Consider the following 14049-nt stretch of genomic DNA (forward strand, 5'->3'; position numbering starts at 1 on the left):
CACGTTGTTCGGCTACGTGCATGACGTGTGGTCCCCAGGTGGTCCCCAGTCCTCTATACGTGGAGCACTCGATGTGTCCGGGAGTACGCCCCTGGTGGTGCCCTCCGTCAAGGACAGCCACCGGGCCATATGCGACACTCCGTGCGTGGGTAGTCAGAGGAGGGAACGGCTGGTGCCGCTGATGCGGCCCGCTTTTCGCGGCTTGTTGTGGGGACTATGCGCCGGCCTAGCCTTGGGCGTCATCCTCACCCTGTGGCTGTTCCGCGACGGTCGATGGGATCGCGTCGTCTTCTTCCCCCTCTTAAGCGGCATGATCTGTGCCTTGAGCGAGATTCGCGAGGAAAGCAAGCGAAAAGCGAAGGCGGAGAGCCAGCCCGACGCCAAAGCGGATCAGAAAGGGCTTAGGTCGGGCGGAATGCCGTAGGCACCCGAAGGCCGAACTGTCATATCAGCTTGGGAAGTCTTTCAACACCATGTGCCCTGAACTGCGCAAACGCTGACCTGGGCATATGTAGGTCGAGTGACCGTGAGTCCCCGTGAGTCCCCGCTGCTGGCCGACCGTACGGGCACGCAACGGGCACGCCAAACGCTCATCGTGTGCCAAGCATGACCGCACTCGCTATGCCTCTCGGATCGTCAGTTCTCCCGCGCGTGGGGCTCGTCCTCGGCCCAAGGGGCTTGGCGCTCGGTGCCGGTGTCGAAGAATGCGTTCAGGTAGTCCTTTGGTGCGAGGTCGCTGTCGCGTAGCAGAGAGAAGATCTCTGTACCGGACTGGATCGACTCGTCTGCCAAGTGGTAGGCCTGCGCAAGGTTCAGGTACTCGTACGGGCCCGCGTCGCAGTACTCGGCGGCCTCCTGTTCCGCCAACTCGATGGCCTCCTCCAGAGAAGTAGCCCGCCAGACCGTGATGCGCTCCTCATAGCTGTCGTACGGCCCCTTCCAGCGGAAGACGCACCGCACCGCGTACCAATCAGCCTTGCTCTTCTTCGGCTTCTTGCCCCGTTTGCGCACCGGCATGAGCCTATCGGGATGGCAGTGGTGAGCATCCGGCGGCGGTGACGGCCATCGTGTTCTCCGAGGGGAGGAGTTGGCGTTCGGGGAGCCGGGGGGGTGCAGTTTGCGTATGCCTTGCCTGACGACTTGCGGTTGAAGTAATCAGGCATCGCCGCAACCTGCGACAGAACCCTGAACCACCGCGATGACCTGCACCAACAGTCTCGGTGGTTCTCGGCATTTTGCGGCTGCTCACAGTGAGATCGTCAAGCAGGCACTCGGCGTGGAGGACGACGACGATGGTCCGCCACTCATTGGAACCAAGATCAACTGATCTGGCACGAATCCTGGCACGCGAGTGAGAAAGAGCCCCAGCAAAGATCAAAGCCCAGATCCCGAATCCATCGGTTGACCTGGGCTTTCGCGCACACCAGGCAGGAGATCACCGCGTAGAACAGACCGCTCTGGGCCAGCGCGCGAGTTGCCGACCTGTTCGGGCCGTCTACTGCGTCGAGGGTGCGACCCAGGAGCGCACCTGCTGGGCAAGCGCGGCCACGTGCTCAGGGGGTGTGGTCTTGACGATGCCGTGGCCAAGGTTGAAGACGAACGGGCCGCCGCCGAGAGCGCGCAGGATGCGGTCTGTTTCGGCGTGGAGTGCCGGGCCGCCCTTGACGAGGAGTTGAGGATCGAGGTTGCCCTGCACGCAGCGGCCCAACTCACGTTGCACCTTCTGCGCCGCCCATCCCAGCGGCACCGTCGAGTCGAGGCCGACACAGTCCACGCCGGTGGCCTGCACGAAGCCGTCGTACGCCAGCCCGGCACCGCGCGGGAACGCGATGATCGGAACGCTCGGATGCTTCGCCTTGAGCGCCGTGACGATGGCGGCGACTGGCTTGACGCACCAACGCTGGAAGAGCGGGTCCGGGAGTATCCCGGCCCAGCTCTCGAACAGTTGGATCGCCTCGGCGCCTGCCTCGATCTGACGGTCCAAAAACTCGATGACGGCTGTCGTGAGCAGATCGATCAGGGGTTGGAAGCTGTCGGGGTCGCTCAGCGCCCATTGCTTGACGAGGGCGTGCTCGGAGTCGCCGCCGCCGCGCCCTTCGACCATGTACGTCGCGACCGTCCAGGGCGCACCGGCGTAGCCGATCAGCGCCACATCGTCAGGCAAGGCGTGCGTGAGCTGCCGGACCGTCTCGTAGATCGGGGCGAGTTCTTCGTGCAAGCGAGACGCGCTCAAGAACTCGGTGATGTCCGACGCCGAACGGATCGGCGGTGTCAGAACCGGGCCATCACCTACCCGGTACTCCAGGGTCTGACCCAACGCCGCAGCGATCTGCGGAAGATCCGCAAACAAGATCGCCGCATCCAGCGGGAAGCGTCGGATCGGCTGCAGGGTGACTTCGACCGCGTGCTCGGGCGAATTACACAACCCCACCATCCCGCCGGCCGCCTCGCGAACGCCGTGATACTCAGGCAGATAGCGCCCAGCCTGCCGCATCAACCAGATCGGCGGCCGTTCCGTCCGCTCGCCCGCAAGCGCACGCAACAGCAACTTCTTCGGTCGCACCCCACCAGGTGCATGATCCAGACCAACGTCGCCCCGCGTAGCGGTTTCCACGCTCTTCCGTCCTGTTAGATGCACGAGCTCACCCGGCCTGATCGGCACGATCTGCCCGCGGTGAAGACGCCCTGCAGCCTACCAAGGGCCGCCGGCTGGGCCAGATCAGAGCGACAGACCATGGGCCACAACAGGTTGACAAAATCGACGATTTCGCAGCCATGGGCCCGTTCGTGTTTGAGAGAGCCCAGGACGAAGCGGCGCTTGCGGCTGTGCCCGAGTTCCGTACTCAGGAGCAGCGCGAGGCTCCGGTGGGGGGTTCTCGGCGATGGCATGCTTCCGGCGACCCCGTAGGTATCCCATGCAGTCGCGTAGCAGCGGCCGAGTCGGTTGGGGTGCGACGACGAGGGCGGCTCGGCGGTGGTCCTAGTCCCCGTGGGCTAATTGCACGCACGATCGAAATGATGTCGAGAAAGATCAAGGCCCGGGTCGGGAATCATCCTCTGACCTGGGCCTTCGTGTGTGGAGCGGGTGACGGGAATCGAACCCGCGCTGTCAGCTTGGGAATCGGCTAGTGATCTACCCTCTGCGAGCTGGGGAACAGGGGGTGCAGCTCAGGCGTGGTCGAGTCCCCGTGACTTCCCGTGAGTCCCCGCTGATCGCCGTTCAATCTGGCACGCATCTGGCACGGTGATCAAGCGGCGCTCGGGGGGCGTTGTGCCGTGTCTGAGGTGCAGGCCAACATGTCCCGCATGAATGAGGGAACCTTGCGTTCTGTGTCGTCGTGGCGCGCCAGAAATTCAGCGCTCTACTCAGGATCGTCTCCGTATACCAATGGAGACGTCTCCGAGAGCGTCGTTCCAGAAAGAGTCGGAGTCCTCGATCGCCGCAGGATCGATCGCGAGAAGCTCCAACCTCAGACGCTCCTCGACAAGGTCGTCCTGCCCGGCCAGCTCGCTGTAGGTGACGCGCGGGTTCTCCGGTGAGGGGCGTACAACCGCCGCCTGCGCCCCGACCAGGTGGACGTACTCCTGTGAGAACGGTCACACAACAAAATGCATGCGCCGGGAGTCATATACGAAAAAGGACCCGCTAATGCCTCATGGAGGCTGTAATGCCCTCTCCCCTCGTCAGCCGCCGGGTGACACGCACCGCATCGGCGCTCACGCTGGCTCTCGCCACGGGACTGTCCGTTCCGATCGTCCTGGCCACCACAGCAAGCGCCGCGACGCCGTCGGCCACCGCCGCGGTCAACGGCGCTCTTTTTTACAAGGCCGCCTCGGGCCAGGCCAACAAGGTGACCATCACCGAGTCGTTGACCAGCGACCACACGGCCATCACGTATGTGATCGACGACGTCGTCCCGATCCAGGCGAAAACCGGCTGCGCCCACCCCGCCGCCACAGACCACACCCGGGTCTCCTGCAAGGTCGCCCTCCCGGGCGCTCCGAACAGGTACGACACCTTGCGGATGGACCTCGCCGACGGCAACGACATCGTCGCCTTGAACAACACCACCGGCCAGTCCTACTACTTCAACACGATCTACCTTGGCATCGGCAAGGACAGGCTGACCGACACCGGCAAGGTCGACGGCAACTTCGTCTTGGGCCAGGCGGGCGACGACACCATCACGGTGGGCGAGGACGCGACGGTCTCCGCCGGTGACGGCAACGACACGGTCTACGCCAGTGGCTACGTCATCGTGGACGGCGGCAAGGGCAACGACGTGGTCCGTGGCGGCACCGGCAGGCAGGTCCTGTCCGGCGGCGACGGCAACGACAGGATCTACGGCGGGACCGGCAGCGACGTGCTGTACGGAGGTAAGGGCAACGACGTCCTGTACGGCAACAGCGGCGATGACGAGCTGCACGGGAACAGCGGCAACGACAAGCTGTACGGCGGCCCCGGCAAGGACAGGTTCTCCGGCGGCACCGGCAGGGACGCCATTCATCAGAGCTGACGGTTCTCACCGCCCAGGGAACTGCCCGGCACGCGAGTGAGAAACAAGCCCAACAAAGATCAAGGCCCGGGTCGGGAATTGTCCTCTGACCTGGGCCTTTGCGTGTGGAGCGGGTGACGGGAATCGAACCCGCGCTGTCAGCTTGGGAAGCGCATGGATCACGGCTGTTAGGGGTGCTGACCTGGGCGTGAGACCGGTCCTGAGTGACCGTGGTTGCCCCCTCGTCACCCTGGTTAATGGCCCGCTAATGGCCCGGGGATCATGAGGTGTCTCCGGTGGACGAGGCCCCCGCACGTAGGGAAGTGCTAGTCCCCGTTGTGTCTGGCCGAGGGGTCGAAGGCGGACGGATATTCGCCCGGAGGGCATCGATGACCCAGGCGTGCAGCGCGCGAAAGGCCCCAGGGGTCAGCTGGTCGCGGATGGGGCCGCACCAGCGTGGCCACCCATGCCGCGCCGTGCCCATGACAGCGCATCTGAGTGCGGTGTTCGCGCCTCGTAAGACCTTTGGGGCCGAGGCTCGGCGATCTCAAGGTAAGAACCGCGGTCCGGCGGATTCTAACGATGCGGGGGTCGGTCTGCCGTCGCTGCAGCACTCGGTTCCTTCGATTACTCACAGAGGATGAACATGACGTTTCACATCTCCCCAGAAGCGGATGACCTTGCCACCACTCCCGGAGGCATCTACGTACCCGTCAACGGCGGGCGTACCAAGTGGTTTTCCGGCGACGTTTATTCGGTGAAGCTGACGGCCGCGCAGACGAAAGGATCGCTGGGTGTCGTGGAAGCCTCCGTTCCGCCAGGCGGCGGCCCTGTAGCACACACCCATGCCGACCAGGACGAGACGTTCTACCTGCTTGCGGGAGAACTCGAGTTCCTGGACGGTGATAGGACGTTCACCGCAGGGGTCGGTGACCTGGTCCACTGCCCGCGCGGCGTGCGCCACCGCTTTAAGAACGTCGGACTCCACACAGCCAGGATGCTGTTCTTCTACACACCTGGAGGCTCCGAGGGATTGTTCTTGGACGGCGGCGACGACCCGGAGCCGGGCGTCCAGGTCCCGACCTGGGGCCCAGAACGCTTCCAAGGGCACATGCTCGACCTCTTCGCGAAGTACGGCCTGGAGGCGTTGCCTGAAGGCTGAACGTCCCCGCGGAGCATGGTGACGTCCCCTAGGGTGGTGTAACTCCAAGCTGGTGAAGCAGCCCCGGACATGGGGCGAGCCATCGTGTGACGGTCAGCGAGTTCCCGACCAAAGGTTCTCGCGGAGGACATCACACGATGGCTCTGGATCAGTCTGCCCTGCTCGACCTGTTGGAGTCTTTGAAAGCCGCCGACGCCGACGATGCCATCCGCCACGCTCTGTAAGCAGTGCTGTAAGCGTTGATCGAGGCAGAGGCGACCGCTTTGATCGGCGCCGCCTCGCACCAGCGCACCGATCAACGCAGTACGCACCGCAACGGGCACCGAGACAGGCTGCTTGCAATATACGCGCAATGATCTTGGTGGCGGGACCCGGCGCGCAGGGGCATGTGGCAGGTCAGGATCTATGAGCGGACGGAAAAGGTCACGTGCTGTAAAACCGTCGGCTCAGCCTACGCAAGTTCGAAACTTGCACCTGCTACACCAGCCAAAAGAGGCCCCTGATCAGCAGAGATGCCGGTCGGGGGCTTCTTTGTTCATGATCCGTGAGCGACCGTGATTCCCCGCTGTTTCCCGTGGGATATGGCACGCCTGTGGCACGTGATCAAGCTCGTACCCATGCGCGAGAGGTGCTCCGTGAGCCTTCTGTTTACAAGGTCCCCAAACGATCTCCAACGGAGCCCTACCAGCCGGCACCGGTCTGCCAGCGCTGAACCCATTCGATGAAGCCGATGGCTTCTGGACCGGGGTAGGGGGAGGCGCCGACGTCGGCAACAAACCAGATCTTCCCGCGTTGCGTGCCGGTGAGCACCAGGAGCCAGTATGAGAGCTCATCGTCTGTGCCCAAGACGATGGAGCCGTGGTTGTAGACGTCGGCGATGCGTTGGTCGGAATCAGGTGTGGAGTCGATTTCGTCCTCCCAGTGCCATGCGTGGTCGAGAGGGAAGGCGGCCCCCGGGATGCGATCTCCCTGGTCAGGCCAACCCGGTGGAAGCCAGCCGAGGGGCAGGAGGCCGCCATCCTCAGGGGGGCCCAAGGAGGAACCATTGGCGACCTCGGCGATGAACGTGCGATAGGGCTCAGGCAGGCGGGCACCGTTCTCGCCCTCCCAGGCTGCAACGCCTTCTAGTCCTAACGGGGGCTCTCGCCACTCAGCGGGAAACGCGGCCTGAAGCGCTTCGAGGTCCCCGGTAAGGGACGCGTCATTGGTTGCATCCATGGCCCAGTGGTACCAGATGCCTCTGCGGGACGCCTCACGGGACCAAGCGCCGACAACAAGCAGTGTCCGGGTCGCGAGACCGCCCCTGACCTGGTCTTTCGCGATGATGGCGGGTGACGGGAATCGAACCCGCGCTGCCAGCTTGGGAAGTCTTTCAACACCATGCGGTCTGAGCTGGGAAAAGGCTGACCTGGGCGTAGGCGGGTCGAGTGACCGTGAGTCCCCGTGATTCCCTGCGGGTTGCCGACCGTACGGGCACGCAACGGGCACGGCCCAGCATCAGGACCGTCTATGCCATGTCCGGCCGATCATGCTCCTGCGAGGGAACTAGCAGGATGTTGCCCAGGTCCCCGCACCTGCGGTGCCACCACGGCCAGGTCTTCGGGGCGTGCGGGTTGGGCAGGGTGCGCGCCAGGAAGTCACAGTCGAGGTCTTTCACGATTGACGCGATTTCCCGAGCTGCCCGTCTGTCGAGGGCAGTGATGGCGCAATCGATGAGAAGTCGGTCGTCCCAGAGGTCGTATCCGGGGAGGTGAGGTTTCGGCAGGTAGAGCAGCCGCCCAGGATGACGTAGGAAGAGTCGCCAGCGGAGGATGGCATCTTCGATCCGCCGGGCAGGCAGGCCGCGTTCAGCCTCGAAGCGAGCAACTTTGCGACGCGTGTGAGGTGAGAGTTCCGATGGTCGGCGCCGATATTCCAGCAGGTGGGATCGGCAGATGGCATCCAGACGTAGAGCAGCCGCCGACTTGCGGGGCATGACTCTTCTTTCGCGGGTAGCGATCTCCGTCGAAAATTCTACTGTGAAGCCCACCGCGGAGCGGCAGCAGGCCGGCAAGCGCATCGTCTCCGTGCCCGAACTCCTCCTGCCGGATTTCCGGACGCCCCTGAACACGTACGCGGGGGAGGGGGATGAGGGCCTGGTGTTCATCGGGCCGAAGGGCGCCCAGCTACGGCGGACGAACTTCACCCGGACATGAAGCAAGGCGATCAGCGCAGCCAAGCTTACGGGCTTCCACTTTCATGATCTGCGGCACACGGGAAACACCTTCGCCTCGCAATCCGGTGCGACTCTGCGAGAGCTAATGAACCGCATGGGCCACTCGACCACGCAGGCCGCGCTGATCTACCAGCACACCGCCATGGAGCGCGACCGGGCCATCGCCGATGCGCTGGGCAAGCTCGCCAAGGAGGCGCTGACCAAGGAAGATCCAGATGGATCGGGCACGTAACGGGCTCTGAAGATCGAAAAGGTGTCCAAAAAGATCAAGGCCCGGGTCGGGAATCATCCTCTTACCTGGGCCTTTGTTATTGGAGCGGGTGACGGGAATCGAACCCGCGCTGTCAGCTTGGGAAGTGTATGGATCACGGCTCGTAAGGGGGCTGACATGGGCTTCGAGCCGGTCATGAGTGACCGTGATTGACCTCTCTTCACCCTCCCTAATTGCACGCTAATTGCACGCTGATCAGGCGGGCACCCGCGCCACGGGCGTAGTTGCTGCTCAACTCCCACACCGCGGGCCAGTAGTTGATGAGCGCAGTCGCTCCCTACCGGGTCAGCGGTCGAACCACGCTTTAGCAGAGGGTAGGAGCAACAGAAGGAGTACGACGACGGGCAAGACCAGGCTGTACATGTAGGGAGGGGGGTCGAGCGTACGTCCGGAGACATAGGTGAGAGCCATGAGGCACTCGAGTCCAAGCGCGGCGATCCTGACCCGTCTTCTACGCGAGATCCACTTGCCTGCCCACCAGCCGATCAGCAATGCGATCACAACGCTGAGGGCGAGAACCAGTGATGTCAGGACATCACCTTTGCCGCCCGATGCCGTTAGCGGAGCGATAAGCAGCACGCTGGACAAGAGTCCCAGCGCTCCTTGAACGATCATGATGAACTGGGCACTTTTGACCGCGAGCGACATACGCTCGTTCTTCTCTGCAGCCGCAGCCACGGGACCTCTTGGGGGGTTAGCAGTCTTACCTAGACACTGGACGTCTGGTCGTGTGTCTCATAGGGGCTGTGATGGTGATCAGAGCATACTTCCTGCGACGTCATGGCATCGGCCACGGGGTAGGCATGGTGTATGCCAAGGCACTGAAGAAGAGCCCGAAGGTCCTTATGAACCCGCGGATTAATAGAAGACGGTTCGATCGAGGTCTAGGGCTTTGACCTGGAGATGCGGTGTCCGTGGACGTCCGCCGAGTCCCGCCGTCGTTCGCCACACTCCCGTGCGGACACGCACAGTTTCCCTGGACTGATCGTCCCGTATGCCTCGACCCACCGCGGAGCGGCAGCGGGCCGGCGACGGAGGGACAAGCCCGTCTTTGCGTGTACGTCAGCCGGTCGCCGTTCCTCGATCATCGGACGCCAACGGGGACAGACGGGCTTGAGCCGTAGGAGCTGGTCTGCTGGGCTTGCCTGGGTCGTGGCAGGCGGGACGATCAGGCGCCCACCCCAGGCAGCTACGGACCTGGCTCCTGCTCCTGGGCGATCATCCCGGAGCCGAGGCCCCCGCCGGAGGCGCGTAATTTGATGGGGTGCTCTTCTTACGTCGCGTCGTCGCGTGGCTCGGTGCACTCGTCCTTGTCGTAGTCCTCGTGGCGAGTGATCCAGTGCGAGTGCTGTGGGCTTTGCTGAGCAGTTTGTTGGGCAGGCGGGGAGGCAAGGGCCGACATGCGGGCGGAAGCGGAGTAGCTGGCGATCACCCGGAGAGCACCGAGGGACCTCGTAACGGTTGAGGCTGCTGGCAGGCGCGGGTGTGGTCGGCGGCGTGACGCGAGGTGGGCGCGTGCGCTTGGGCATGGCGATGCTGTGTACGGCGGGCGGCCCGAGCTGCCGTCGGCCGGGACCGGCCCCCAGGCCGCATGCCCGGCCGGCGAGCGGGCGTAGGGCCGCTCGGCGGCGCGGAGCGCCGCCCTTGATCCCTATAAGCCCAATTCGGCAGAGAAGCACTTGTGGCGAACTCGTTGCGAGTGGGTCTGTAACGAAAGAGCCGCTTGGGGCGATCTCCTTAAGGCCCCCGCTCCCTCGGCAGGAAGGCGACTCAGGTCGATGGCATGTCGTGTCGAGCGAGAATGAGAAGTCGACCGTGGCGTTAGAGCCTCTTTCGGATTTAGGCGAACCGCTCGAAGACGCCGGTGCCTTGACTCAGTCGCGCTTCCGCTACCAATGTGAATGTATCGCAGCCGTATGCATTGCGATGCTGGTGAGGGATGAAATTGAGAGTGTTACTTGCGAGTGGCACGAGGACTACATCATCTCTTTCCGTGGCGGCCAACTAGAGTTAGTTTCCGTCAAGCATCGCGAATCCGGACGCGGCCCCTGGTCGCTCAATGAGTTGTGTACTCGTGGTGGGCTCATACACTTGTTTGACAGGTGGCGGCTTGCACGAGCGAATTCAACTTGCCGTATCAGCACCAACGCGGGATTGAAGACCGGCCCGCACGAAGCTGATGAGCTAGCTACAGCGTGCGCTCGTGTTCAGTCAGGTGAGCCTGGTGCCGAAGAGGAGATCGCGCAGTTCGGGGACCTGATCGTTGATGTGTTGCTATCTGAGAGGCAGCGCCAATCGGACTCCTCAGCACCAGGTGGCAAAGAGTCTACTAAGAGACGTGGACGTCGACAGGACTCACGACAGCTACGAATAGATGAGCAACTTGACCCGGCCGTCACAGCACTTCGTAATGAGATGTGCCAGTTTCTTGCGTGTCTCCAGATAGAGAGCGATCTCCCTCCGCGCAGCTATATCAGCTCTCATAACATTCTGAAGCTGATGGCCCCAGCGCTTGTGGATCTTGGTAGAGACGACGCTGACGCCGAAGCCTGCTACAACACTCTTCTGCCGAAGATAGAGCAGGCTAATCGAGATCACGATAGTCAGCCGCGGTCGATGGCAGCGTATCTGGCCAATCCTCGCCGGCTAGCTTTCGACAGCCAAATGATTGAGAAGATCGGCCGAAGGACTTTAACGCGGACGGATGTCAAGAATTGCCTGGTCAGTAGACACTCGGCCGGAGTGCGCCTAACCTCCCTTCCTGCTTCGCCAACCGTCAATTTGCGTTCCAGTCGTCTAGTCAAGAAGATGCAAGCGGGTGGCCTGGGACCAACAGCCGTAAATGCGGCCGTTCGCCTCCGAAGCCATTGGATCGCAGCGTGGGCAGAATTCCGGACGGACCTTCCCGGCGATGCCGCCGAACTTGCCGACCTCAAGGCACGAGTAGCGCACTTGGCTGCGCTCGCAGAAGCCGAGACCCGGCCGGCGGAGAGCTATGGCGTAGAAATGAATCGGCTTTTGGCCACACTGCTGCATCCCGAAAAACTCGGACGTCAGTTCCCTATGAGGCTTGATCCACTTCATCTATTGGGCCTGGCGTACGAACTATGCGACGAGTGCTTGATCTGGTTCAGCGAGCCATTTGAACTCGAGGCCGGATGATGTCCGAACCGATTAGGGCGAAGATTGAGGAGGCTGCAGCTCAGGCGCAAGCAGCTACTCGCAATGAAATGGAATATCACCAAGCGCGCGTACTCATCTTGATTAACTCATTTGTGCGCGGACAGAATAAGCCATTTAGTGGACTCACGAAGCTTGCAAAATTAGATTTCTTGCTGCGATACCCGAATTTTATGGAACGGCTGCTACCAAACGGGCAAGAAAGCTGGAGCGAGGAAACGCGCCCAACGTCAATGGAACGCCAGGCGGTTGAGAGTAGGATGATCCGGTACAAATATGGACCGTGGGATGATCGGTATTACCCTATTCTGGGCGCTCTAGTTGGCCGACGCCTTGCAGAGTACGTACCCCGATCGTCGGGGTTAGCCATCCGACTTACAGTTGACGGGCGTCGTCTGGCGCGCGCTTTGGCCGCAGCCCCTGAGTGGGAAATCGTTGCGGCGCGCGCCGAATTACTCAGAGAACACTTTAATATATCCGGTAATCGTCTAAAAGACATGATCTACACTTACCTGCCTGACGCGGTGGACCGTCCATGGCGAAGCGAGATCTGATATGACAACTCATCTGCAAATTCGCGAGCTCGTGATTACTACCAGGACGGGCGAGTACTCGTACCCCTTTCATGGAATCACGGCCTTCGTTGGCCCTGTTGGTGCCGGTAAAAGCACAATGCTGGAACTGATTAAACATGTCCTGGGTGGTTCAGCTACCTTGACTCAAGTCATCGAAGAAAACGTACTCCGCGCTCGGTTGCATATTGAAGCTGGAGAGCGGCGTCTTGTGCTTCAGCGGGCCACGCAAGGGCGAATGAACACTGTTGATGTATATGAAGCTGCGAGCGGTGAGTTGGTTGGCACATTTCCTGTCCGCGAGGGAGGGGGGCGAGATTCCCTCTCTAGCCTGTTGTTGAGCGCTCTCGGGCTTCCCGTCTTGACGATTCCGCGCAGTCGCACGCGGGCCGGATCGGCAACATCGTCTCTCACGTTCAATGACATCTATTCGTACGTCTACTTGCAGCAGGCGGAGATCGATCGATCTGTCGTTTATCATCTGGAAAATTATCGCGAACCGAAGCGTCGAGCGTCCTTTGAGATTATGTTCGGATTGACGGATTCGGAATTAATCGATCTCGAATTGCGGCGGGGTGAGATCGCAGATGCTCTGCGTGCCGCACGGGAACGCGCTGCGACCGTGAAGACGTTCCTGCAAGAAGCCTCCGTTGGCGATGAGCGAGAACTCTCAATAGAACGTCAGCGACTGGAGGAAGAGGCTGGGTCTGCTAGGCAGCAACTCTCGATACTTCGAAACGAAGTAGAGGAGCTTTCCGCGGCTGATGACGCACTTCGGGAAGAGATCCGACTAGCGGACAAGGAAGCTGAGGCCGCCAGAGAGGCTGTGGATGCTGCTTCCTCCGCAGTTGCTAGGCGGAGTGCCCTTGTCGCTCAGCTTCAACTTGATATCGCTCGACAGGATCGCCTAGCGGTTGCAGCGCGACAGTTGTCGCCTATCGAATTCCATATTTGCCCTCGTTGCCTTCAGTCCTTAGATAATCGGGAAGTGCAGACTGATCTGTGCCGTGTTTGTCTCCAGCCGGACGCGACAACATCAGAGGCAACTGTTGCAGAACGAGATGAAGCAATCAGACAGCTAGAATCTCAGCTGTCGGAAGCCGAGCAACTTCTCGAAGTGGATCGAGCGCAACTGAGTCGTCTGGCTGGCCAGGCGCGCGGCTTAGATATGATCGCCAATGGACTGCGCACGGAGCTGGATATGCGGACACGGGATTTTGTGTCCCCACGTTTCGAGTCGATTGCTCAAGCATCCGCTTCGGTTGCAAGCGCAGAAGCAAAGCTTGAGGCAGTGGACCGTGTTAGCTCTTACTGGATTCAGTTTAGGGAGCTTGAGGCGCAGATCGTTGCACTTAATGAGGAGGGGCAACGAGTGGCCGAGGGGATTGAAGCGGCTCGAGATCGACTAGCTGGTCGACGTCAAAGGGTTAGTGAACTTAGCGACCTGTTTGATGAGATCGTTCAGTTCTTAGAAGTGCCCTGGTATCAGAGCGCGCGTATTGATCAGGAGACCTATCTACCGATCGTGAATGGCCGGCCATTCGATAGGCTAGCAGTGGCGGGTGGGGTGAAGACACTGGTTAACCTCGCTTACCATTTGAGCCTACTTACGTATAGTCTGCCGCGTTTCGATACTTATTTGCCTGATCTACTCATCGTCGACTCTCCACGCAAGAATATCGGTGCGGCGGCAGAAGACAGGGCTCTTACTGAGCGCATATATCGGCGCTTCCGGATGCTCTCCGACATGCCGAATCGTCGAGTTCAGGTCATTATCGCCGATAACGATCTGCCGAGAATCGCGACTAAGTTTGTGAACGAGATTCACGTCGACTATGACAACCCCTCTGTCCCGGAAGTAGCTCATCCTGGCCCTGATGCCGTGGAGCGCATTGGAGTGAAGAGCACCGATCGAGAAGGTTGAGTGGGATCTTATATCCCAGTATCGAGCTTATTCGAGCAACTCCGGACGTCGCATTGAGAGAGCGCGTCGCGCCCCTAGATAGTGCTCATGAAAGTCCGCTGCGAGGGCCTCGTGACGATAGCGCTGGCGTAAGACGCGGTCTAGATCTCCGGCCCGGTTGACGAGATCGGTGAGCGACTTGCGTTCGATGTCGAAGGCACTCATGCCCTGCTCGACGGCGGCGTCTAGG

At 61.4% G+C, this 14049-nt stretch carries 14 protein-coding genes, 1 tRNA gene and 1 pseudogene; 10 read left to right on the forward strand and 6 right to left on the reverse strand.

Going from position 1 to position 14049, the window contains the following annotated elements; genetic code table 11:
• Nucleotides 1-172: 172 nt before the first annotated feature.
• Nucleotides 173-424 (forward strand): hypothetical protein, encoded by a 252-nt coding sequence (locus Psi02_RS38015; protein WP_203980776.1) that lies wholly within the window; start codon nucleotides 173-175, stop codon nucleotides 422-424.
• Between the two features lie 212 nt (nucleotides 425-636).
• On the opposite strand, the gene Psi02_RS38020 is transcribed toward Psi02_RS38015, so the two are convergent.
• A complete protein-coding gene (locus tag Psi02_RS38020; protein WP_203980777.1) occupies nucleotides 637-1011 on the reverse strand; it encodes a hypothetical protein in 375 nt (124 codons plus the stop codon).
• A 484-nt stretch (nucleotides 1012-1495) separates the two neighbouring features.
• Complete coding sequence (hemE, locus tag Psi02_RS38025; protein ID WP_203980778.1) at nucleotides 1496-2563, reverse strand: uroporphyrinogen decarboxylase; 1068 nt, start codon at nucleotides 2561-2563, stop codon at nucleotides 1496-1498.
• A 1105-nt stretch (nucleotides 2564-3668) separates the two neighbouring features.
• On the opposite strand from hemE, the gene Psi02_RS38030 reads away from it, so the two are divergent.
• The 4 genes and pseudogenes from Psi02_RS38030 to Psi02_RS38045 all read left to right on the forward strand — a co-directional run bounded on the left by Psi02_RS38030 (nucleotide 3669) and on the right by Psi02_RS38045 (nucleotide 6143).
• On the forward strand, nucleotides 3669-4517 hold the full coding sequence (locus tag Psi02_RS38030; RefSeq protein ID WP_203980779.1) for a calcium-binding protein: 849 nt from the start codon (nucleotides 3669-3671) through the stop codon (nucleotides 4515-4517).
• Nucleotides 4518-5142: 625 nt separating this feature from the next.
• A complete protein-coding gene (locus Psi02_RS38035; RefSeq protein WP_203980780.1) occupies nucleotides 5143-5658 on the forward strand; it encodes a cupin domain-containing protein in 516 nt (171 codons plus the stop codon).
• Nucleotides 5659-5795: 137 nt separating this feature from the next.
• Nucleotides 5796-5999, forward strand: a pseudogene (locus tag Psi02_RS41340) (transposase); the annotation flags it as partial.
• Between the two features lie 47 nt (nucleotides 6000-6046).
• Nucleotides 6047-6143 (forward strand) — tRNA-OTHER (locus Psi02_RS38045).
• Nucleotides 6144-6339: 196 nt separating this feature from the next.
• Here the strand turns inward: Psi02_RS38045 and Psi02_RS38050 are convergent.
• Both Psi02_RS38050 and Psi02_RS38055 read right to left on the reverse strand, forming a co-directional pair.
• Nucleotides 6340-6876 carry an SMI1/KNR4 family protein gene (locus tag Psi02_RS38050; RefSeq protein ID WP_203980782.1) on the reverse strand — a complete coding sequence of 179 codons (537 nt, stop codon included), beginning with the start codon at nucleotides 6874-6876 and terminating at the stop codon, nucleotides 6340-6342.
• Between the two features lie 289 nt (nucleotides 6877-7165).
• Nucleotides 7166-7633 (reverse strand): hypothetical protein, encoded by a 468-nt coding sequence (locus Psi02_RS38055; protein ID WP_203980783.1) that lies wholly within the window; start codon nucleotides 7631-7633, stop codon nucleotides 7166-7168.
• Between the two features lie 43 nt (nucleotides 7634-7676).
• On the opposite strand from Psi02_RS38055, the gene Psi02_RS38060 reads away from it, so the two are divergent.
• Complete coding sequence (locus tag Psi02_RS38060; protein ID WP_203980784.1) at nucleotides 7677-7853, forward strand: hypothetical protein; 177 nt, start codon at nucleotides 7677-7679, stop codon at nucleotides 7851-7853.
• A 9-nt stretch (nucleotides 7854-7862) separates the two neighbouring features.
• On the forward strand, nucleotides 7863-8105 hold the full coding sequence (locus Psi02_RS40945) for a tyrosine-type recombinase/integrase (RefSeq protein ID WP_203980791.1): 243 nt from the start codon (nucleotides 7863-7865) through the stop codon (nucleotides 8103-8105).
• Nucleotides 8106-8429: 324 nt separating this feature from the next.
• Here Psi02_RS40945 and Psi02_RS38070 read toward each other — a convergent pair whose 3' ends face one another.
• Nucleotides 8430-8822, reverse strand: a complete 393-nt coding sequence (locus Psi02_RS38070; RefSeq protein ID WP_203980785.1) for a hypothetical protein — start codon at nucleotides 8820-8822, stop codon at nucleotides 8430-8432.
• A gap of 1110 nt (nucleotides 8823-9932) precedes the next feature.
• Here Psi02_RS38070 and Psi02_RS38075 point away from each other — a divergent pair.
• Genes Psi02_RS38075 through Psi02_RS38085 form a run of 3 tightly spaced genes read left to right on the forward strand, consistent with a single transcriptional unit; the run spans nucleotide 9933 to nucleotide 13820 of the window.
• A complete protein-coding gene (locus tag Psi02_RS38075) occupies nucleotides 9933-11306 on the forward strand; it encodes a dsDNA nuclease domain-containing protein (RefSeq protein WP_203980786.1) in 1374 nt (457 codons plus the stop codon).
• A complete protein-coding gene (locus tag Psi02_RS38080) occupies nucleotides 11306-11878 on the forward strand; it encodes a hypothetical protein (RefSeq protein WP_203980787.1) in 573 nt (190 codons plus the stop codon). The genes Psi02_RS38075 and Psi02_RS38080 overlap by 1 nt, the downstream gene beginning before the upstream one ends.
• 1 nt (nucleotide 11879) lies before the next feature.
• Nucleotides 11880-13820, forward strand: coding sequence for an ATP-binding protein (locus Psi02_RS38085; RefSeq protein WP_203980788.1), 1941 nt, complete (start codon nucleotides 11880-11882; stop codon nucleotides 13818-13820).
• Nucleotides 13821-13847: 27 nt separating this feature from the next.
• Here the strand turns inward: Psi02_RS38085 and Psi02_RS38090 are convergent.
• Nucleotides 13848-14049: hypothetical protein (locus tag Psi02_RS38090; protein WP_203980789.1), on the reverse strand; the 202-nt coding region annotated here is incomplete at its 5' end.

It is taken from the genome of Planotetraspora silvatica (assembly GCF_016863315.1).
Taxonomy (GTDB): domain Bacteria; phylum Actinomycetota; class Actinomycetes; order Streptosporangiales; family Streptosporangiaceae; genus Planotetraspora; species Planotetraspora silvatica.

Excerpts from the sequence above, each read along its gene's own strand:
- Psi02_RS38030 (WP_203980779.1), top strand. The coding sequence starts at position 3,669 with ATGCCCTCTCCCCTCGTCAGCCGCCGGGTGACACGCACCGCATCGGCG.
- Psi02_RS38035 (WP_203980780.1), top strand. The coding sequence starts at position 5,143 with ATGACGTTTCACATCTCCCCAGAAGCGGATGACCTTGCCACCACTCCC.
- Psi02_RS38050 (WP_203980782.1), bottom strand. The coding sequence starts at position 6,876 with ATGGATGCAACCAATGACGCGTCCCTTACCGGGGACCTCGAAGCGCTT.
- Psi02_RS38055 (WP_203980783.1), bottom strand. The coding sequence starts at position 7,633 with ATGCCCCGCAAGTCGGCGGCTGCTCTACGTCTGGATGCCATCTGCCGA.
- Psi02_RS38080 (WP_203980787.1), top strand. The coding sequence starts at position 11,306 with ATGTCCGAACCGATTAGGGCGAAGATTGAGGAGGCTGCAGCTCAGGCG.
- Psi02_RS38085 (WP_203980788.1), top strand. The coding sequence starts at position 11,880 with ATGACAACTCATCTGCAAATTCGCGAGCTCGTGATTACTACCAGGACG.